Annotated in this window: 11 protein-coding genes; 9 read left to right on the top strand and 2 right to left on the bottom strand. The window is 49.7% G+C overall.

Annotated features, from left to right (window positions below; all coding sequences use genetic code 11):
- Positions 1–22 precede the first annotated feature (22 nt).
- Positions 23–2,527 (bottom strand): TonB-dependent receptor, encoded by a 2,505-nt coding sequence (locus tag EHSB41UT_RS08950; RefSeq protein WP_165767193.1) that lies wholly within the window; start codon positions 2,525–2,527, stop codon positions 23–25.
- Between the two features lie 948 nt (positions 2,528–3,475).
- Between EHSB41UT_RS08950 and EHSB41UT_RS08955 the strand changes: the two genes are divergently transcribed.
- The 8 genes from EHSB41UT_RS08955 to EHSB41UT_RS08990 all read left to right on the top strand — a co-directional run bounded on the left by EHSB41UT_RS08955 (position 3,476) and on the right by EHSB41UT_RS08990 (position 15,288).
- Positions 3,476–5,656, top strand: a complete 2,181-nt coding sequence (locus tag EHSB41UT_RS08955; RefSeq protein ID WP_087108891.1) for an ABC transporter substrate-binding protein — start codon at positions 3,476–3,478, stop codon at positions 5,654–5,656.
- Positions 5,657–5,762: 106 nt separating this feature from the next.
- Positions 5,763–6,737, top strand: a complete 975-nt coding sequence (locus EHSB41UT_RS08960; protein ID WP_087108893.1) for an ABC transporter permease — start codon at positions 5,763–5,765, stop codon at positions 6,735–6,737.
- A gap of 21 nt (positions 6,738–6,758) precedes the next feature.
- Positions 6,759–8,165, top strand: coding sequence for an ABC transporter permease (locus EHSB41UT_RS08965; RefSeq protein ID WP_087108895.1), 1,407 nt, complete (start codon positions 6,759–6,761; stop codon positions 8,163–8,165).
- Positions 8,166–8,173: 8 nt separating this feature from the next.
- Entirely contained in the window at positions 8,174–9,817 is a 1,644-nt protein-coding gene (locus tag EHSB41UT_RS08970) for an ABC transporter ATP-binding protein (protein WP_087109025.1), read from the top strand.
- Between the two features lie 222 nt (positions 9,818–10,039).
- Positions 10,040–10,597 (top strand): GNAT family N-acetyltransferase, encoded by a 558-nt coding sequence (locus tag EHSB41UT_RS08975; RefSeq protein WP_087108897.1) that lies wholly within the window; start codon positions 10,040–10,042, stop codon positions 10,595–10,597.
- Entirely contained in the window at positions 10,590–11,114 is a 525-nt protein-coding gene (locus EHSB41UT_RS08980) for a GNAT family N-acetyltransferase (protein ID WP_165767194.1), read from the top strand. Before EHSB41UT_RS08975 ends, EHSB41UT_RS08980 begins: the two co-directional genes overlap by 8 nt.
- Entirely contained in the window at positions 11,107–13,251 is a 2,145-nt protein-coding gene (locus EHSB41UT_RS08985) for a prolyl oligopeptidase family serine peptidase (protein ID WP_242667268.1), read from the top strand. Before EHSB41UT_RS08980 ends, EHSB41UT_RS08985 begins: the two co-directional genes overlap by 8 nt.
- 258 nt (positions 13,252–13,509) lie before the next feature.
- Positions 13,510–15,288, top strand: a complete 1,779-nt coding sequence (locus EHSB41UT_RS08990) for an aminopeptidase P family protein (protein ID WP_087108899.1) — start codon at positions 13,510–13,512, stop codon at positions 15,286–15,288.
- A gap of 256 nt (positions 15,289–15,544) precedes the next feature.
- On the opposite strand, the gene EHSB41UT_RS08995 is transcribed toward EHSB41UT_RS08990, so the two are convergent.
- Positions 15,545–18,499, bottom strand: coding sequence for an insulinase family protein (locus EHSB41UT_RS08995; RefSeq protein ID WP_165767195.1), 2,955 nt, complete (start codon positions 18,497–18,499; stop codon positions 15,545–15,547).
- Between the two features lie 402 nt (positions 18,500–18,901).
- Between EHSB41UT_RS08995 and EHSB41UT_RS09000 the strand changes: the two genes are divergently transcribed.
- Positions 18,902–21,565: a TonB-dependent receptor plug domain-containing protein gene (locus tag EHSB41UT_RS09000; RefSeq protein WP_087108903.1), complete on the top strand. Its 2,664-nt coding sequence runs from the start codon at positions 18,902–18,904 to the stop codon at positions 21,563–21,565.
- Positions 21,566–21,630 lie beyond the last annotated feature (65 nt).

Raw genomic sequence — 21,630 nt, forward strand, 5'->3', positions numbered from 1 at the left:
TCCTACACCCAACCAGACCTTTTTAGAACGTGTACTCAACCTTACCGTAAACAAAACGTCCACGGTTGTCGTGAGCAGTCATATCGTAACCTTCGGAATCAAGATCAGAGAAAGGCGCTTCTTTGTTAGTCGCGTTATCCAGACCAAAGGTCAGCTTAGTGTTTTCCAAACCACTGTAAACATACTGAATATCAATGGTATTCAGACGCTCAACCTTCGTATGGACAAGAGCACGCGGCTGCTTATAGGAGCTGGTGTAATTATTAGCAACAGTTACACCATGGTCACCACGATCCCAGCTAAGAGTAGTCTTACTCTTCAAATGAGGGCCGGAGCCACCTACACCACCTGCATCGCCACGATAGTCAGTCAGCTCACCTACACTATTGGACTTCTTGAACGAGTGAATATAGCTGGTCTTGTAAGTCAGACCAAACTCACCACTATCCATTTCCCAGCTATAGCCGGCTTCAAAATCAGCACCCTCAACAACCTGCATGGCGACATTAATATAGCGGTTGTTAATGTAGTCAATACGACCATCTTCACGACGCTCTACCAACTCAGGGTTCTCATTAACAATTCGCTGAGCACTGATCTGCTCAATAACATTGGTATTACGAATCTTATACAGATCCAGTTTCAGCTCCAGATCATCGACTGGCTCGTAAACTACACCAAAGTTGAAGCTTTCAGCCTCTTCAGCTTTCAGATCTTTATTACCAGAAGAGCGCTGACGATACTGGTTCGCACCACAGAAATTAGGATCACCCGGATTAGCTTCACAACCGACATCATCAGTCACACGTACATAACTGATGCTTTCACCCAGGAAAACCTCAGGCAGAGTCGGAGCCTTGAAGCCTGTACTGTAGGATGCACGAAACATCAGATTATCAGCCGGCTGCCAGCGAACACCGACCTTAGGATCCAGAGTTGTACCGAAATCACTGTACTTCTCGAATCGAGCAGCCAGCTGCATTTCTACATTTTCCACTACAGGGATCGACAGCTCACCATACATGGCCTTGGAGTTACGAGAACCTTTGGAAGATGTACCACCGGAGCCAAGAATGCCACCTTGGGCGCCGACCGGATCCGGCTTATCATTAATAGATTCTTCACGATATTCTGCACCAAGGGCCAGATAAACTTCACCTGCAGGCAGCTCCATAACCGGCATGGAAGCATTACCGGAAACAAAACTCATTTCAGAGGTTGATTCGCGCTTGGTTGTCACACGGAAGCTATCGATTGCCGCCTGAGAGTTAGTGGTCGGAGCAAAAGGATTGTATTGTTCAGCCTCTACCGCGTCATAAAACTTCTCTATATCGATATAGTTACTACCATCGGAGGTCACCTTACTCTGGCTAAAGCCGGCAGCCGTCTCCCAGTCCACATCACGGCCAGAGAATTCAAAAGCGCCATTCAAACCAGTTACAACACGAATAGAGTCATTGGTTACATCATTCAGGCGAGGGCCAACATCCAGATAACGGGCACGCACCTGTACAGGTTGACCAAAGGTGTTGAACTTGTTGTCTGCTGCAATTGTTCTGTTTTCAAAATCAGGCGTTGCCGCAGCACGGTTATTAGTTTCCACCCGAGTGAAAGAGAGCTCGGCAAATGCAGAAACATTTTCATTAAAATCATGATTCAACATAGTCAGCGCACCGAAGCGCTCAGTAGCCGGCATCAAATCCAGCACCTGGTTGTAATCATAACGGCAATCATTGCCGGTTGGATCATTACAAACATTTACAGGATCCTTACCCGGCTCCTGCACGACAACCAGTGGATATGGAGACCGGCTACTACGCCAATCATAACCACCCTTATCAGAGTGATTGGCTGAAGCAACATTATCACGATTAGACTTAAGCGACGCTTCGCGATTGAAGTAATCAAAAGAGAAAAGAATATTACTATTCTCAAGCTCTTTACCCGCGATCACGCCAACCTGACCTTCTTCACCATCACCCTCACTGGTCTGACCGACAGTAGAGGTCACAACCACCCCGTCAAAATCCTTACGCAGGATAATATTGATTACACCAGCAATCGCGTCTGAACCATAGATAGCAGAAGCACCATCTTTCAGAACTTCAATACGCTCTACAGCACTCAGCGGAATAGAGTTCAGGTCAACGCCCGTATCGTTAACATTCTGGGCAAAACCGTAGTTTGCAATACGACGACCATTCAGCAGGGTCAGTGTACGGCTAGAACCAAGACCACGCAGAGAGGTCATAGCAGAACCGGCAGCAAAGCCATTGGTAAAGGCTTCATTGTAGTTACCACCACCATTCTCTGTCATATTCCGCAAAACATCAGAAACAGTGGTTGAGCCAAGCTTTTCGATATCTTCACGGGTAATAACAGTTACTGGCGCAACGCCTTCCGCATCCACACGGGAAATACGGGAACCAGTTACCTGGATTTTCTCCAGCTTCTCAACAGACTCTTCAGCGTAAGCAACGCTGGTGAGTGCACCCCCACTGATAGCAGCCGCAACCGCGGTGCTCAAAATTGCTCTTTTATACATATTGTTGTTTGGCCTTTTTGTATTTTTTATGTCAGTACCTTTTAAGTACCGCTGTCGTGTCCGATTGGAATCGTGTTCCCTCAGTCACCCTAGGACACTTGTCGTTTAGCAAACCCTGTGCCAGAACCCCTTATCCGACACCGAACTGCTAAAGCCGGCTTATTATTGCTTTTGTTACCGGCCTGTTTACTACAGGTTGCCCCATCTACAACCGCATAATTCCTAACGAAAATGCGACACCTGTAGCCAACCGTAACCAGACTGTAATGATTCTTGGCATAAAAAATCAATTCCCCTGCACCAAAAAAAGACAAAAAAGACCAAAAAGGTGCACGCTAGAGCCTCCCAATAGTGGGATATTTTTTTGTTTTTGGAGTCAACTATAGTTTTTTAACCCAAAATCAGGACAATAAGCGGGGATTACCTCAAAAACCTCGATAGGTACTTAGCCGTATTGACTAAATTACCAAAAAGCTATGTAGCCCCATTTTGGTTCACAGGGTAAAATTAGGAACGTGAGAAATTACCCGTAGCCGTTGTATAAACAGGTAAGCCAGACGGCATTCGTTGTTTGTTGTAACGATTTTCAAAGCGTGCCCGGGATGTGGTATCAGTTTTGCCTAACAAACATAACTAGGGTCTGTTGACGCTTGATGATGCGACTCAGTGAGACTGTAAACGGCTTATCGTTAGAAAGGTTTGTGAGAATCGTAGCTTCCCTACATTGAACAAGCCTGACGCAGCGAGAAGCCGTTTACAGCCTCACCCGAAGGGCTTTTCCGAGAGTCCCCATGGCGTTGTTGCAGTGATTTGAAAGAGAACCACTATTCCTTCATCACTGCGCCTAGCCCTGAAAACTCTCGGAAAAGCTGAGTGCGATCAGCAAACGTCAACAGCCCCTCAATAACGACAATAAGATAGAAGGCATCCATGAAGTGCAGAAACCTTGGCCGTAGCAGCTTGCTGGGAGCGACCCTCCTCCTGCTGTCGGCGTGCTCAGATGACCCCTGGAACCGACCATTGCCACCTGATGAGTCCGGTCAAAAGGTTTATTACTCCAGCTACACTGGCCAACCCAAACACCTTGACCCGGTTCGGGCCTACAGCTCCGATGAAGGCGCTATCATCGACCAGATTTATGATACGCCTCTCCAGTATCACTTCCTGAAGCGCCCTTACGAGCTGGAACCTTCTGTCGCTACATCCATGCCACTGGTTGAGATGCTGGATGAAAACCTTCAGCCGCTCCCGGAAGGCAGTGATGCAAAACCTGCCTTCAGCCGTTACACCATTACCATCAAGTCCGGCATTAAATATCAGCCGCATCCGGCCTTTGCCAAAGCAGACAACGGCCAACCTCTCTACTTCTTCAATACCGTTGAACAGGGCAGCACTTATAAAGAGCTGAAAGACTTCGAGGTTCACGGCACTGATGTACTGACCTCCGATGACTTTATCTACACCCTCAAGCGGATGTCCGACCCGGCCAACAAAGCTCCCCTCATCGGCCTGATGAGCGGTTACATCGTTGGTATGACTGAGCTGACCGAGAAGCTGAAGGCAGATCGGAAAGAAGATCAGTGGCTCGACTTGCGTCAATACGAGCTGGAAGGTGTGCAAAAAGTTGATGACCACACTTATAGCATCCTGCTGAAAGGCACCTATCCACAGTTTAAATACTGGCTGGCCTTCCGCTTCTTTGCGCCTGTGCCATGGGAAGCCGATCGCTTCTACCACAATCCGGGATTCAAGGATAAAAACCTGACCCTGGACTGGAACCCGATTGGTACCGGCCCATTCATGATGACCAGCAATAAGCCCAAGCGGGAAATTATTCTGGAGCGCAACCCGAACTATCGTGAAGACTTCTACCCATCCGAAGGTATGCCTGACGACGTAGAACGTGGTTATCTGGCCGATGCTGGTAAACGTTTGCCGTTTATCGACAAGGCGATTTTCTCTAATGAGAGTTCTTCTACTTCTCAGTGGTCCAAATTTATGCAGGGCTACTATGATCGTTCCGGTGAAACCTCAGCTAACGTAACCACCTCCACCTTTGACCAGGCTTTCTCCATGGGACCGGACGGTCTTGAGCTGACTCCTGCCATGGCAAATAAAAACATCAAAGCTGATGAAGAGTTGCGCCCATCTATTAATTACCTTGGCTTTAACATGATGGATCCCGTGGTTGGTGGCTATACGGAAGAAAAGCGTAAGCTGCGCCACGCCATCAGCATTGCCTGGGATTCTGAAGAGCTTATCCAGATATTCCTGAACGGTATGGGTCAACAGGCCCACAGCCCAGTTCCACCAGGCTTGTTCGGTTATCGCGATGGCAAAGAGGGGATGAACCCTTACATCTTTAACTGGAACGAAGCGACCCAGGCGGCCGAACGGAAGTCTCTGGAAGAAGCCAAGCAACTGCTGGCTGAAGCGGGCTACCCGAATGGCCGCGACAAGGACACCGGTAAGCCTCTTATCCTTTATATGGACTACGCAGCATCAGACAGCGGTCCGGTTCCTGACTGGTATCGTCAGCAACTCAAGAAACTGGGTATACAGCTGGAATTCCGTACCAGTGATTACCCTCGCTTTAAAGAGAAGATGCGTCAGGGCAATACCCAGATCTTCCCCTGGGGCTGGCTGGCTGACTACCCTGATCCGGAGAACTTCCTGTTCCTGCTGGATAGCCGTCAGGGTTCCCTTAAATGTGAGTGCGATGGCTCTAACTCTTCCAACTACGACAACCCCCGTTTCGACGCGCTGTATGATCGGATGAAGGAGATTGAGAACGGCCCTGAGCGTCAGGCTCTGATCGATGAAATGATCGCCATCGCCCAGAAGGACAGCCCATGGATTTACCGCTACCACCGTGGTGAGGTTTATCTCTCTAATGAGTGGACCAACAACACCAAAAAGCACGGTATCTCCATGGCAACTCTGAAGTATGTCAACGTTGACCCGGAGCAGCGCGCCGCACAACAAATGGCCTGGAACAAGCCAAATCTTGTACCTCTGGTTGCCGGCGTATTTGGTCTGATTGCACTGGTTATTCCAGCGCTGCGCGCCTTCCGTCGCCGCCAGCGCCTGACCATTGAGACTGATAGTTAAAAGTTAATACCAACAAGCAGAGCGGGCCTGTATGCCTGCTCTGCAGGAAACAAACAGAAGCTGTACCTGATAAAAGCTATAAGAACGACAACTACAGGATATTAATGTGTTTGCATATATTGTTCGGCGTCTCCTTTACGCCATCCCGATTCTGATCGGGGTCAACCTGCTGACCTTTGTACTCTTCTTTATCGTCAATACGCCTGACAACATGGCACGTGCACACCTCGGGGATAAATATGTCACCCAGGATGCCATCGACAACTGGATTGAAGAGAAAGGCTACCACGGCCCTATGTTTATCAATGCTGAAGCGGAAGGCATTGAGACACTGACCGACACTGTTTTCTTCCGTCAGTCTATCCCACTGTTTGCTTTCGACTTTGGTCAGGCAGATAACGGTCGGGATATCAGTACCGATATTGTTGAGCGGATGGGGCCAAGTCTCACCCTGGCTCTGCCAACATTTATTATCGGTATCTGGGTGAATATCTGCGTCGCTCTGATGGTGCTGATGTTCCGTGGCACATCGCTGGATCGGTTCACTGTTATCTCCTTTGTCACCCTGATGTCGATTTCTTATATGTTCTACATCATTGGTGGACAGTATTTGATCTCCAAAGAGTGGCAGCTACTGCCGGTTTCCGGATTCCATGAAGACGATGCCTGGCGTTTCCTGCTCTTGCCTGTGGTTATTGGCGTGATTGCAGGTCTCGGCTCCGGCGCCCGTCTCTACCGTGCACTGTTTATTGAATCCTCCGGACAGGACTTTGCCCGTACCGCTCGCGCCAAAGGCGTGACCGAAACCGGCGTTCTGTTCCGTCATATTCTGCCAAACACCATGATCCCGATTCTGACCGGTATCGTTGTGGTTATCCCGATGCTGTTTATGGGCGCTCTGGTTATGGAGTCCTTCTTCAGTATTCCTGGCCTTGGCAGCTTTATGCTGGACGCGATTCAGGAACAGGACTTCTCTAAGATCCGCGCCATGGTTTACCTCGGTGCCGTTCTTTACATCATCGGTCTGATTCTGACCGATATCTCATACACCTGGGCTGACCCTCGCGTTCGCCTGAGCTAACCGGATAAGGAGAATTTGATAATGGATTTAGCCATCAAACCTGTCCTGTTAGGGACGGACCTTCTGGTTTATCTGCTGATAGCAATGATCGTGATGTTCCTGCTGTCACTGAAGAAGAACCCACAGAACCGTGACCGCTGGCGTCAGGTTTTCTCAACCCGTACCGGCATGGTGACCTTTGTCATTATATTGTCGTACATTTCTATCGCCCTTCTGGATTCCCTGCACTTCCGCAAGCAGATGGAGCCTGTTGCCGGTCAGGAAACCACCGAGGTTTACTACAGCAACACTATCAACAGCGTGCTGGATGTTATGCTGGGCGAAATGGGTGAGAACACTGAGCGTACCTACTCAGCACCACTCTCCCTGAAGTCCTGGGTTAACGAGAATGTCATCGCTGAAGATGGCAGCATCACCCGTGCACAGCCAGCACTGGTTCATGCCGGCCAGCACCTTGAATCTCCTGATGACAAAGTTGCTGATATTATCTGGCAATCTCTGGTTGGTGCCGCCAAGGGTCTTGCTCTGGCAGCTGTATTGATTGTTCTGCACAAGCAGATGATTGCTCGTGGTGAACGTGCCACTGGCATTCGCTCCACGCTGCCATGGCGCTCCGCATGGATCACCCTCGCAATTGTGCTTGGCCTGTTGGGTTTGCTCATCCATCTCGGCAACCTCTACCACGTTCTGGGAACCGATCAGGCTGGTAACGATACCCTCTACGACAGTCTGAAAGGGATTCGTACCGCTGTACTGATTGGTACCCTGACGACACTGATCGCAATGCCAATTGCCATTGTCTTCGGTATCAGTGCCGGTTACTTCAAAGGTTGGGTTGATGATGTTGTTCAGTATATCTATACGACACTGAGCTCTATTCCCGGCCTGCTGCTGATCGCCGCATCCGTGCTGATGTTCCAGGTCTGGATTGATAACAACCCGCAGTTCTTTGAAGTGGCTCTGGAAAAAGCCGATGCCAAGTTCCTGGCTCTCTGCTTTATTCTGGGTATCACCAGCTGGGCAACCCTGTGTCGTCTGCTACGTGCAGAAACCCTGAAGATCAGCCAGCTGGACTATGTGGAAGCGGCCCATGCCTTTGGTATTGGTCATGCCCAGATTCTGAAGCGGCATATCCTGCCGAACCTGAGCCACATCATCATGATTACCTTTGTACTGGACTTCAGCGGTATGGTGCTGGCAGAAGCGGTACTGTCGTATATCGGTGTCGGTATCGATCCAACCATGGCCAGCTGGGGCAATATGATTAACCTGGCCCGTGCCGAACTGGCCCGTGAGCCAATGGTGTGGTGGAACCTGTCCGGTGCCTTCTTCCTGATGTTTACTCTTGTCCTTTCCGCCAACCTGTTCTCGGATCTGGTGCGGGATGCGTTTGATCCTAAAACCCGGGTGGAGGCCGCTAAAGCATGAGCCAAAACATGAATAATCAAACGGCACTCACCGTTTCCGGCCTCGAAGTCGTTCTTCACGACAAGCCGGACACCAAGATTCTCGATAATATTAATTTCGAGCTGAGAAAAGGTGAGGTTTTCGCTCTTGTGGGCGAGTCCGGCAGTGGTAAGTCGATGACGTCTATGTCCATTATGCGACTGCTGCCTGACGCCCTGAAGATCACCAAAGGTAAGGTGATGCTGGGTGAAACCAATCTGTTCCGCCTGCCAGAAATGGAGATGAGCACCATCCGTGGTTCCAAGGTCGCCATGATCTTCCAGGATGCCCTCACCTCCCTGAACCCGGTACAGAAGATCAGTGACCAGATTGCTGAAACCCTGAAAATCCACACCGACCTGAAAGGTCAGGCTCTGCGTGACCGGACCCGTTCTCTGCTGGAAGAAGTGGGTATCCCGGAAGCGGACAAGCGTATGGACTGGTATCCGCACCAGATGTCCGGCGGCCAGCAGCAGCGTGTGATGATCGCTATGGCACTGGCCTGCGAGCCTGACGTGCTTCTTGCTGACGAACCTACTACCGCTCTGGACGTAACCATCCAGAAGCAGGTGCTGGAGCTGATCAAGTCCCTGACTATCAGCCATAACCTAGCTGTACTGCTGATCACCCACGATATGGGCGTTGTGCGTCAGACCGCCCACCGCGTCGGCGTGATGTACAAAGGCGAGATTATTGAAGAGAACGATTGCGATGCCTTCTTCAAAAATCCGCAGGAAGAGTACAGCCGTCGTCTGATCAACAGCCTGCCGGATACCACTGAGTTCCGTGATCTGAGCACAGAAGACAATGTGCTTGAGGTGAAAGATCTGCAGGTTCACTTCCCGGTACGCAAAGGTATTCTGCAGCGCATTCAGGGTTACACCAAGGCCGTGGATGGCATCAGCTTTACCATTCGCAAGGGTGAAACTCTGGCTCTGGTAGGCGAATCCGGTTGTGGCAAATCAACAACTGGCCGTGCGCTACTGAATTTGATCGAACCAACCGGTGGCGAAGTCAGCTTCCACGGTGATCGTATCGACGGTCTGAGCCGCAAGGATATGCTGCCATTGCGTCGTAAGATTCAGGTTATCTTCCAGAACCCTTATTCCTCCATGAACCCGCGGATGACTGTGGGCGATATTATCGAGGAAGGTATGGAGCGCCTGCGCCCGGATATGTCCGCAGAACAGAGGGAGCAGAAGATCATTGAGCTGCTCACCCGAGTTCACCTGGAGCCGGATCACCGCTTCCGTTACCCTCACGAGTTCTCTGGTGGTCAGAGACAGCGTATCGCTATTGCCCGGGCACTGGCGGTGGAGCCGGAGCTGATTATCTGTGACGAACCCACCAGCGCTCTGGACGTATCCGTTCGTGCCGACGTAATGGATCTGCTGCTGGAACTTCAGCGTGATCTGCAGGTGTCCTACCTGTTTATTACGCACGATCTGTCGATCATTCCGCACCTGGCTCATCAGGTTGCGGTAATGAATGGCGGCAAGATTGTGGAGTACGGCAATACCGAAGACGTGCTGAACAACCCTCAGAATGAATACACCCGCACCCTGCTGGCCGCTGTGCCAAAGGTTGACGGTTCTTCTGAGACGGCTGGGGAGGCACAGCTGGCGACCGCCTGATAACCCCAACAACCCGGCCGGTAAAATACCGGCCAGGTTTTCCTTTTAAGTCTCGTTCCTACGGTCCTCCGTAGGAATGCATACCCATTAAAATCAAGTTATTAGTGGTATGGGTTACCACGCAGAGCGTGGGAACCAGAGCTAACCCCACAACCCGGCCGGAAGAGCTCCGGTCGGGTTTTCACAATTCGTAAACTGCGCAGTAAAGGAATACCGACAAGAATGAACCTTCTGCATTTCAAGGTTGATAGTGAACTCTCACTGATCTTTGAACACCCCTCTCTGGCTGAAGCCTACCTCGCCCTTCGCAACGACAATCTCGAATACCTGAAACGGTGGATTCCCTGGGCGGAACGCAGTGATACCCTTGATGACTTTGAAGCGTTTATCAAACGCTCCCTGCATAACTATGCAGAGGGAAAAGGGATGAGTTTTGGCATTGCCTACCAAGGCGAGATTGTTGGCAATATTGCCCTGCAGGGAATTTCTGAAAAGCGCCGCAAGGCTTCCCTGGGGTACTGGCTTGCCGAGGACGCACAGGGACAAGGCATTGTCAGCCGTGCCTGCTGCTTTCTGATTGATTATGCCTTTACCCAGCTTAACTTGACCAAGATCCAGATTGAGGTCGCCAGCGATAACCAGGCCAGCCGTAAGGTGTGTGAGCGATTGGGGATGAAGCTGGAAGGAATTATCACTCAGGCTGGCAATGTGGGAGACAGGATAGAAGACCATGCTATCTATGGTCTGCACCGGGAGCCTTCAGAGATACGCCATGGATAATATCATTATCAGGCCACTGGAGTCGGGTGATAGGGATCGCCTCCCGCCCTTGCTGAAAGCGCTGGATGAGTTTCACCATGATCGACAACCCGATCTCTTCCGCACGCCGGAAGAGATGCACCAAAAGCGTTTGGAGAAAGATATCTTCTCCCGCTACAGCAATGGCTCGATTCAGGGCTTTATCGCATTGGATGGTGAGCAGGCGGTTGGATTGGTGACGGGTGTTATACGACCGATGGATTCCATTATCACCAAAACCCGCACAGTAGGCTTTGTGAATGAGCTGATTGTTCTCGAACCCCATCGCGGAACACCATTGGCCACCCGACTAATGGAACAGATCGAAAAGCATCTGGTCGAACAGGGTGCCGAGGAGCTTGGGCTATCTGTTGTCTCTATTAATCACCGCGCCCTGAGCTTTTACAAAAGGCTGGGCTATAACCCCCAGACCTTCCAGATGAGTAAACCCGTTGCTCATCTGAATACAGAAATAACCAAGGATAAAAGTTGTGAATAAGCCTAGAAATACAACCGGTGTAGTGGCCTCCACTCTGCTGGCCTCAACCATTCTTACCGGCTGTGCCAGCCAGCAAACGGCTCAGATCATCTACCCGGAAACCAAAAAGGTCAGTGTCGTCGACAACTACTTCGGTACTGAAGTCGCCGATCCTTATCGTTGGCTTGAAGATGATATGAGCGAAGAGACCGCTGCCTGGGTGACAGCCCAGAATCTGGTGACCAACAAGTTTCTGGATCAGATCCCTTATCGGGACGCCATCAAGGCACGGCTGACCACACTGCTGGATTATGAAAAGGTCGGAATGCCATTTATTGAAGGCGACTACACCTACTTCTATAAAAATGACGGCCTGCAAAACCAGTCTGTTCTCTATCGCCAGAAAGGCGAAGGCGAGCCGGAAGTCTTCCTTGATCCGAATACGTTTAGCGCCGACGGCACCATCTCGCTTGCAGGTGTGTTCTTTACTGAAGATGCGTCCAAAGCCGTTTATACTGTTTCCGAAGGTGGCAGTGACTGGCGCAAAGCGTTTGTGATTGATGTGAAAACCAAGGAGCAACTGGAAACACCCTTGGTTGATCTGAAGTTTACCGGCGCTTCCTGGCTCGGCAATGAAGGCTTCTATTACTCCACCTATGACAAGCCGGAAGGCAGTGAGCTCTCCGCCAAGACCGATCAACATAAGGTTTACTTCCATAAGCTGGGTACTGCCCAGAGTGAAGACAAGGTGATCTTTGGTGCGACTCCTGAGCAGAAGAATCGTTATATCGGCGGCTACACCTCTGACGATGACCGGTTCCTGTTTATCAGTGCTGCGAAATCAACCACCGGCAACAAATTCTTTATTAAGGATTTGAGCAAAACGGACTCCGGTTTTATCACCATCACCAATGACTATGACTCTGATGATTACGTTGTTAAAACCAAAGACGACACCCTTTATATTTTGACCAATCGCAATGCACCGAATAAGCGACTGGTGAAGGTGAATGCCGCCAACCCTCAGCCTGAACACTGGGTGGATGTCATTCCTGAAACCAAAGATGTGCTTTCAGTCACCGCTGCCGGCAATTACCTGATTGCTGAATACACCAAGGATGCCGTATCCATGGTTCAGCAGTTTGATCTGGAAGGTAACAAGGTGCGCGATATCGCACTGCCGGAAGTCGGATCCGCCGGCGGCTTTAGCGGCAAGGATTGGCAGACAAAGGTTTTCTACTCGTTCAGTAATCCGAAAACCCCAAACACCATCTTCTCTTACGATCTGGACAGCGGAAAGTCGGAAGTGCACTCCCGCTCTAAAGTGGACTTCAATAGCGAGGCCTATACCTCCAGTCAGGTGTTCTACTCCTCGAAGGATGGCACCCGTGTTCCGATGATTATCACCCACCGTAAAGATATTGAACTGGATGGCAGCAACCCGACCATTCTTTATGGCTATGGTGGTTTTGGTGTGAGCCTGACGCCTTACTTCAGCACGCTGGTTGCCGGCTGGCTAGAGATGGGTGGTGTTTATGCGGTCGCCAACCTGCGCGGTGGTGGTGAATACGGCAAGGCCTGGCATGATGCCGGTACCAAGCTGCAAAAGCAGAATGTGTTCGATGACTTTATCGCAGCCAGCGAATACCTGATTGAGAACAACTACACCTCCTCCAGCAAGCTGGCGATCAAGGGCGGTTCCAACGGTGGCCTGCTGGTTGGCGCAGCCATGACCCAGCGCCCAGACCTTTATGCGGTGGCACTGCCCGCAGTCGGCGTTATGGATATGCTTCGCTACCATACCTTTACTGCTGGTGCCGGTTGGGCTTACGACTACGGCACAGCGGAAGACAGCAAGGAGATGTTCGAGTACCTGCTGAATTACTCCCCTGTGCATAACGTGAGAGAAGGCGTTGATTACCCAGCAACTCTGGTGACCACCGGTGACCACGATGATCGGGTTGTACCGGCGCACTCCCACAAGTTCGCAGCCGAACTACAAACCAAGCACAAGGGCCCGAACCCAACCCTGATCCGTATTGAAACCGATGCGGGACATGGTGCAGGAACCCCTCTGAGCAAAACCATTGAAGAGTATGCAGATGTTTATTCCTTCACCCTGTTTAATATGGGTGTAAAGGATATCTCCGTTAAATAAATGCGATACCGTGCGGCAGCTAATCCCTGGCTGTCGCAGAAGCTCTGGTTACCACGCTCTGCGTGGTAACCCATACCAACGACTTAACTTTGATAACAATGCGTTCCTACGGCGGACCGTAGGAACGAGACATAATCCTCAGATACAATTCCCTGCCCCAAAGTTGTTGACTCTAAATTTCAATCCGGCAGGATTGTATACAATATTCATCTTTTAATTTTTCATCATCACAACAACAAGAAAGCAACGGATTACCCGATGTCAGAAATACAGAAACGTGTCGCTCAACTGCGTGAACTGATGAAGCAGAAAGGGATTGATGCCTGGATTGTGCCAAGCAGCGATGCCCACAACAGCGAATATGTTGCCGAATACTGGAAAGGCCGTGCCTGGATCTCCGGCTTTACCGGCTCTGCCGGTACTGCCGTTATTGGTCTGGAACAAGCCGGGCTGTGGACCGATGGTCGTTACCATATTCAGGCGGAAAAGGAACTGGAAGGCAGTGGCATTAATCTGTTTCGTGCCGGTAACCCTGATGTGCAAACCCTGAGCGAATGGCTTGCGGACACTCTCCCGGAGAACAGCACCATTGGTTTTGATGGTCGCACCTTCAGCCAGGCTCAGACCAAGACTCTGCTAAAAGACTTTGGCGATAAGCCGGTTAAACTGGATAGCAGCCATGATCTGCTCTCTGCCATCTGGGAAGATCGCCCCGCTCTCTCCAAAGCCCCCGCATTTATTCACGATGTCTCTTTTGCCGGTAAAGGCAGCGAAGAGAAGATCAAGGATATTCGTGATGAGATGGCCAAGAAGAAGGCCACCAGCCACCTTGTGTCCACTCTGGACGACATCGCCTGGGCATTAAACCTGCGCGGCAATGATATTGCCATGAACCCGGTGTTTGCCTCTTATCTGCTGATCACCGAGAACAGCTCATCCCTGTATGTGGATCAGGACAAGATCAGCGATGACGTGAGTGCTTACCTCAAAAGCATCAATGTTGAAGCCAAAGCCTACGATCAAGCCTGGGCTGACCTTTCCTCTCTGGAAACCAAAAGCATTCTGCTGAATCCGATGACCACCAGCCGTGCTGTCTTTGATGCACTCCCTGAAGCCGTTGAAGTGGTAGAAGGCAAATCACCTTCTACGTTGATGAAGTCTCTGAAAAACGACACCGAGGTGAAGCAATACCGGGAAACTCTGTGCAAAGACGGTGTTGCCATCACTCGCTTTATGAAGTGGCTGGAAGATAATGTTCCCGGTGGTGAGGTGACTGAACTTTCCGCCGAGAAGCAGCTACAGGCCTTCCGTGCCATGGAAGACGGTTACACCGAAGACAGCTTCCGCACTATTGCCGGTTATCGCGAACACGGTGCCATGATGCACTATGCCGCCGATGAGACCAGTAATGTCACCGTTAAGCCTGGCAGCTTCTTCCTGGTGGATTCCGGCGGCCAGTACCCAGGCGGTACGACCGATATCACCCGAACCTTCTGCTTTGGTGATCTGACCGAACAGGAACGCCGTGACTACACCCTGGTTCTGCAGGGCGTGATTGATCTCTCCATGGCAGTGTTTATGAAAGGCAGCCGCGGCTGCAATCTGGATATTCTTGCCCGTGGACCTCAATGGAAAGAAGGCATCAACTACGGTTGTGGAACCGGCCATGGCGTGGGCTTCTTCCTGAATGTTCATGAAGGCCCACAGGGCTTCAGTCAGGCGATGGTTGATGTACCGCTACAACCGGGGATGGTGATTACTAACGAACCGGGTATCTATCGGGAAGGTCTGCACGGTGTTCGTATCGAGAACATTATGCTGGTGAAAGAGTTTACCCAAACTGAGTTTGGTACCTTCTACAACTTTGAATCCATTACCCTTGCACCGATCTGCACCAAAGCCATTAATGTTGATCAGCTGACGACTGCCCAGCGTGACTGGCTGAACAGCTATCACGCCGAAGTGTATAAGCAGCTGGCACCACGGATGACAGATGATGAGCAGGCTTATCTGAAAAAGGTGACCGCTGCCATCTAGTCATTTAAGAATAAGGCCCTGTGTAGTCAGGCCGCTACCGTGATAAACGGTAGCGGCCTTTTATTGACTCCAAAACAGAGGGAGCCGAGATAGGTGTGCTCTGCTAAGGGGCAGGAAGCCCCGGGAGCGATTCAATACAAGGATGTATTTGCTCTGGTTCCCACGCTCTGCGTGGGAACCCATATTAGCTATTCGCTCTTGGCAGGTATGCATTCCCACGGTGGACCGTAGGAACGAGATTTACGCTTGTTCCCCCTCAAGTTGTCGGCACGTCCATAGCATCCAGACACTCTGCCGTTGCACACTTCACAACATTCTCCACAGATGCGTCTGGCTTCTCTGCCTTGTGATTCTTACCAAAGCTCTTCACTTCCAGAGACAGGGCACCATCAGCCAGCAGGTACTTATCATAGAGAGCCAGCACCTTCTCTTTGGTCAGCAGTTTGGCAGCTGCAACAAAGTGATCACGATCGGCAAAGTCCAATTTTTCACCCACGATATTCCACCAGAACCGGTTGGTACGCTTCGTCAGCCCGGTATCTTTCTTCATGGTGTCCTTAATCAGGGTTTCTTTGAGGTCAGCAAAGGCCTGTGCATCCATCGCCTCGATCACCTCACGCTGCTGAGCAAATAATGCCAGGGAGCGCTTCTTGATCTCTTCCGGTGCGGTATTGGTGGACTGCACCATAAACACCAGCCCCGGGCGATCATTCAGCCTGCGCGGTGAACTCCAGACGATATAACCTAGCTGCTGGTTAGTACGCAACTCGCGGAAATATGGGCCACTGATCATATCATCGATAAGTGCCAGTCCTGTGCGAGTTTCCAGGCTTTCATCCTGAGCCTGATAGTACAGGAAGGAAGTAGAGTCCGAGTGATCGATATCCAGCGCCAGACTCACTGTCGGCATGCTGCTGAGATCATAAAGTCGGGTGCGATAATGCTCACCTGGTTCTTTAACAACCGCTGCCGCCTTACGTGCCATCGACTCTGTCTGTGCAGCACTCAGATTACCGTGAACCAATACATCAAGATGCGCCTTCTTAAGAAAGGCTTCCCCGAAGGCCTGCACATCCGCCAGAGACACAGCTTTCAAGGCTTCAGCCTGCTCAACGGCACTGTAGGTTCCGGGAAATACCACTTCATTAAAGGCACTCCAGGCCTGATCATCCGGGGAACTTAAACGAAAGTTTTCCAGGTTCTTGGCATAGGCTTCTTTCACTCGTGCAAAGTCCTGCTCGGTAAAAGCCTGCTCTTCCAGTGCCTTGACGATGGTATCCAGCAACAGCGGCTGCTTGTCGCTAAATCCGGATAATTGAATGGCCAGATCCGTTGTACCCTGACGGTAAACAGAGTAACCCAGACCTGCTTCGCGAGCAGGATAGAGAGGCTCATTGAGAACCTGACCAATCAGTTCGGAAAACAGGGTAAAGGTCACAGAGTTTTTCACCGAACTGTCAGACAGTGGTGTGGAATACGCCAGACGCACATCGGCCTTGGGTGCGTTAAAGGTCTGATCTGATTTATGCCAGACCCGCAGTCCAGGCTCATTAATCAGCTGCGATGGAACCTCTTTTGATTGTTCGTTCTCAGCAATCAACTCAAGATTCTTTGGAGCATACGGGTTCAATGCCGGCAGTGATAGAGAACTATGAATAGCGGAATCAGCAAACAACTGCTGTTGTGTCTCAGTCAGGGGAGCCATGCTATAACGTGTGCCGTAGTGAGGCGCTTCCTTATCGACACTCACATCCTTGCCACTCACGATCATCCGCAGGTTATCAACCGTCATCTCATTCAGATAGCTGCGGATCAGAGCTTCGTCATAACGCTCCCAGGCCACATCCACATTAAGAAGGTTCTTTACCGGATACTCCTGGAGGTTATAGGCCAGCTCATTAACATGATCGACAGGGCGTGCCTGATCTGCGGAATCAAAGAACAAACGGGCAATCTGACCATATTCATCAAACAGCTCTTTTTTGATGCCGTCTTTTTTCACCAGATCAATAAAATCAAAGACAATCGCACCGATGCGATCCGTCTGTTGGGCCCCCTTTTCTGTCAGGCCCATTGAGATACCAAAATCGGTAAAGCTGTTATCAGAATCCCAGCCGTAGGCGCTCAGGCTATTAATCAAGCCTTCCTCTTTCAAAGCGCTATAGAGCGTGCCTTTACGTTCACTGCTGAAGATTTTTTTAAGATAGACAACAGGCTTGGCTGCAAAGTTTTCACGACTGGCTGGCAAATTAAACTCAAGTGACAGGGTATTTCTATCCTGAAGCGTTTTAATATTAATCTGCACGCCCTGCTGACCTTCAGTAAAGGGGGAGATACTATCATCCCAGGGCTTCTCCGCTGCGACTCCGGCCGGAATAGCCGCCAGCGATGTTTTTGCCATCGTCTCCAGTTCAGCCAGAGACTCCTGACCATAAACAGCCACGGTCATATTGCTGCCGACATAATAGTCGCGATAAAAAACTTCCAGATCTTTTAACAGACTGACACCGTCATCGTTATTCAGGGTATCAATGTTGCCTGTACCGAAGTGACCATAAGGGTGAGCCGGATTACTGGTTTCACCATGCACGACATTGGAACGCCAATAAGGGCGGGTAAACCCGGCACGGAACTCGGAGTCAACAGAGTTACGCTCCTTATCGACATATTCGTTTTCCAAAATCGATTTACCTACAGCCCAGGCCAGACGATCCAACCCTTCTGCCAGACCTTCGGCATTGACCTCGAAGTAATAGTTGGTCTTTTCACCATAGGTCGTGCCATTCATGGAACCACCCTGAGCCTTCACATACTCGCGAAAACCGCCCAGCTCGGGATACTTCTCACTCTTCATAAACAGCAGCATATGCTCAAGGAAGTGCGCCATACCTTCCCGGCCTTTTGGGTCTGACCAACTGCCCGTGCCTACATATATAGAGGCAGCGGCTTTGTCAGCATCCGGATCAGAGATAAGAACAACCCTGACACCGTTATCCAGAGTCACAAGCTGATAATCACGATCATCATTGGCACTTTTAATAATGTCTTGCGCCGGGTTGGCTGGAGCCTTTTCTACTGACGCATTGATATCAGATGAATTATTCGTAGAAACTGAAGCTTCTTCTTTCACTTCCGAAGAGCAGGCAGCAAGCGCTGCAGTAAAGATAATTACGCTCAGGGGTTTAAGGCAGGATACTGTTGTTCTTTTCATATTTTTATAATGTCCACGTCTTATATTTTTCGAGGAAAGCCATCCTGAATAAAACGACTGTAACCGATCATCAATCACAATCAAAACAGGCTGCGAACTGCACCAATAAAGGTCATAAACATCAACGATCCGATTCATCCTGAAGCATTATTTCGTTCATTTCCCCTTACCTGCTTGATACGTCATTCCCGTTACAAAAAAACTTCACTTTTTTGATGCCTTCTAACCTATTGATTTAAAAGCACTCAAAAAAAATATCGTCACATATTGACTTTATAAAGGTCAGTATTTGTATTTTGTGTATTGTATACAATATCAAATATATTGTTTAATGGTTACGCCATCTGGCACAAAAGAGAACAACAACAGCCAGCAATAACAACAAAAACCAAGACAGAAACTATGCACACAATACAAAGAACTCTCCTTGCGAGTGCTATTGCGACAGCATTAAGCACCGTCAGCGTCGGCGTTTATGCTGCTGATGAGCAAACCGTAGAAAAAGTCGAAAAGGTTACCGTTACCGGTTCCCGTATCTCCCGTGTTGATATGGAAGGGGCTAACCCATTGGCCGTTATTACCCGTGAAGATATTGAAGACAGCGGCTTTATGACCGTTGCGGACCTGCTTCGCAACACTACATACAATTCCCTCGGTTCTTATACAGCCCAGGGCAATAACTCCTGGGGTAGTCAGGCGACTATCAATCTACGCGGGCTGGGCGCTCATAACACTCTGGTTCTGATCGATGGCCGCCGCGTACCATGGTCTGGGGTTATGTACGGCGGCAGCGTTGATGTGAATTCAATTCCTGCGGCAGCGGTAGAGCGCATTGAGATCATGCTTGATGGAGCATCTGCTATTTATGGATCAGATGCCGTAGCTGGTGTTGTTAACGTAATCATGAGAAAGGATTACGACGGCTTGCAGATTTCTGTTGGTGCCGGCCGGCCTGAGGCCAAAGGTAATGATGAAGACAGCTTCTCCTTACTGTGGGGTGGATCGAATGATAAAGGCAATCTGCTGATATCTTACGAGCACGATGAAACAGAAAACATCGTGATGGCAGATCGTGAATTTTCAAAGGCCGTTACTAATGCTGATGTAATTCAGGATGTTGAAGGTCTCTCAACGAGTGGACGCAACATTTATCACTGGGGTGCAACTCAATACAAGCCTCTCGCAGGCACATGTGAAGCTGGTAACACCAAAGCAGGCTTTTATGGCCCTTACGGTGACTCCGACCCACGTAAGGCGACTGCATCCTATTGTGCCTATGATTACACTGCCGTAGCTGACCTGCAGCCAAGTATCAAACGTGACATCGTTAATGTACTTGGTACCTACGAGATTGCAGAAAACGTAGAGTTCAATGGGGGCTTCAGCCTTAGCAAGCGTGACTCTGCAAATACCGCAGCTCCTGTCCCTGCTACTTTCTGGGTAAGAAGTAACACTGTTGGCGGCGCCGCTATTTTTGAAAATAACGGATTCACTTTCGACCCCGATGCTGATGACCCAGAATGGGCAGGTATTAAATATCGCTTTGATTCTCTTGGAAATCGTGTATATGAGATTGAAGGATATGATCTGAGCGGGAATGCCGGTCTACGTGGTTCTCTCGAACTCGACTTCGTAAACGATTTCGAGTGGGATGTTAACTACACCCGTGCCAGAAACGACTACACCTCAAATGGTACTAATATGCTTCGCCTCAATCGCGTAGAGGAGCTGGCGGAAGCGAATGCAGACTTCTTACTCCCTAATGGCGATGTAAACAGTAAATATTTGAGTGAAATCGGCCACACCTGGGTTGATAACACCGATGTCAAATTCGATAGTCTGGATGCAGGTTTTGGCTTCAGTCTCGGCGAACTCCCTGGTGGAGACATTGGTTATTACTTTGGTGTACAACGCATGAACTATGAAATGGATCGTTCTTTTGATCCCCTTTCAGCTTCAGGCGATGTTATCGGAGTATTTGGCGGACAATATGGCGGTGATAGAACTGTCAAAGCTGTTTTTGGCGAAATCATGCTCCCGATTCTCGATAATCTGGAAGCTAACTTTGCTGTTCGTCAAGATCGTTATAGCGACTTCGGAAAAACAACCAACCCTAAGTTCTCCATTCGTTACCAGCCAATGGATAATCTGGTTCTGCGCGGAAGCTATGGTACCAGCTTTAAGGCTCCAAACTTCCAGCAGCTTTACACTCCTGAAAACACCGGATATTACACTGTAACTGACTATAAAGCCTGTAAGGATCAAGGTATCTCACTCGGCCAATGTAATATCGAAGAAGACAGCATTAAGGTAACTAATGTTGGTAATAAGGAGCTGGGTCCAGAAGAGAGTAAAATGCTTACCCTTGGTGCCGTTTTCGAGCCAATGGATGATCTGACTCTGCGTTTTGATTTCTACAACATTAAAACTGAGGATCTGATCACTCAGATTAGCTCTGACTACCTTCTACAGGCTGAAGCCATTGCGGGCTCAAGTGCAGCTGTAATCCGGGATGGCCAAGGTTTTATTACTCAGGTTTATACCAGTAATGTAAATATTGCTGAGCAAGAGCAGAGTGGCATCGATCTTGGCGTTAGCTATGACCTTGACCTCAATGATCTTGGCACAGTTGATCTGAGTACTGGCGCATCCTATCTGCTGAAGTACGAGTATGCTGATGAGCCTGGTCTAGAGGCTTACGATCACGTTGGTCTGAACGGCACTCCTGAGTATCGTATTAATGCAACTATTGGTTATACAACTCCTGAGAAGATGCACCGTATCGCGATCAGTGCCTATCATATTACCGATCAATATGACTGGGTTAATCAGAGATATGAGAATGGTAAGCTCGTTCAGAACGATAAAGAGGGACACATTGCTTCCCACACTACGTTCAATGTTAATTACCGTTTGAACCTGCCATGGGATGGAACTGCCAACGTGGGTGTTCGCAATCTCTTCGATCGCGACCCATCTTTCCGTTATGACGGCAAGAGCTTCAATGAGCAGCTCTACTCCATTCAAGGACGTGTATTCTATGCAGACTACACCCAGCGTTTCTAAGGCCTGGCCTGTACTTGTAAAAGTGTGTGTGTGAAAGAAACGGGAGCTTGAGCAATCAGGCTCCC

Source organism: Parendozoicomonas haliclonae (assembly GCF_900174585.1).
GTDB classification, from domain to species: Bacteria; Pseudomonadota; Gammaproteobacteria; order Pseudomonadales; family Endozoicomonadaceae; genus Sansalvadorimonas; species Sansalvadorimonas haliclonae.

Coding starts and splice junctions, on each gene's coding strand:
- EHSB41UT_RS08955 (WP_087108891.1), top strand. CDS start 3,476: ATGAAGTGCAGAAACCTTGGCCGTAGCAGCTTGCTGGGAGCGACCCTC.
- EHSB41UT_RS08965 (WP_087108895.1), top strand. CDS start 6,759: ATGGATTTAGCCATCAAACCTGTCCTGTTAGGGACGGACCTTCTGGTT.
- EHSB41UT_RS08970 (WP_087109025.1), top strand. CDS start 8,174: ATGAATAATCAAACGGCACTCACCGTTTCCGGCCTCGAAGTCGTTCTT.
- EHSB41UT_RS08975 (WP_087108897.1), top strand. CDS start 10,040: ATGAACCTTCTGCATTTCAAGGTTGATAGTGAACTCTCACTGATCTTT.
- EHSB41UT_RS08980 (WP_165767194.1), top strand. CDS start 10,590: ATGGATAATATCATTATCAGGCCACTGGAGTCGGGTGATAGGGATCGC.
- EHSB41UT_RS08990 (WP_087108899.1), top strand. CDS start 13,510: ATGTCAGAAATACAGAAACGTGTCGCTCAACTGCGTGAACTGATGAAG.
- EHSB41UT_RS08995 (WP_165767195.1), bottom strand. CDS start 18,499: ATGAAAAGAACAACAGTATCCTGCCTTAAACCCCTGAGCGTAATTATC.
- EHSB41UT_RS09000 (WP_087108903.1), top strand. CDS start 18,902: ATGCACACAATACAAAGAACTCTCCTTGCGAGTGCTATTGCGACAGCA.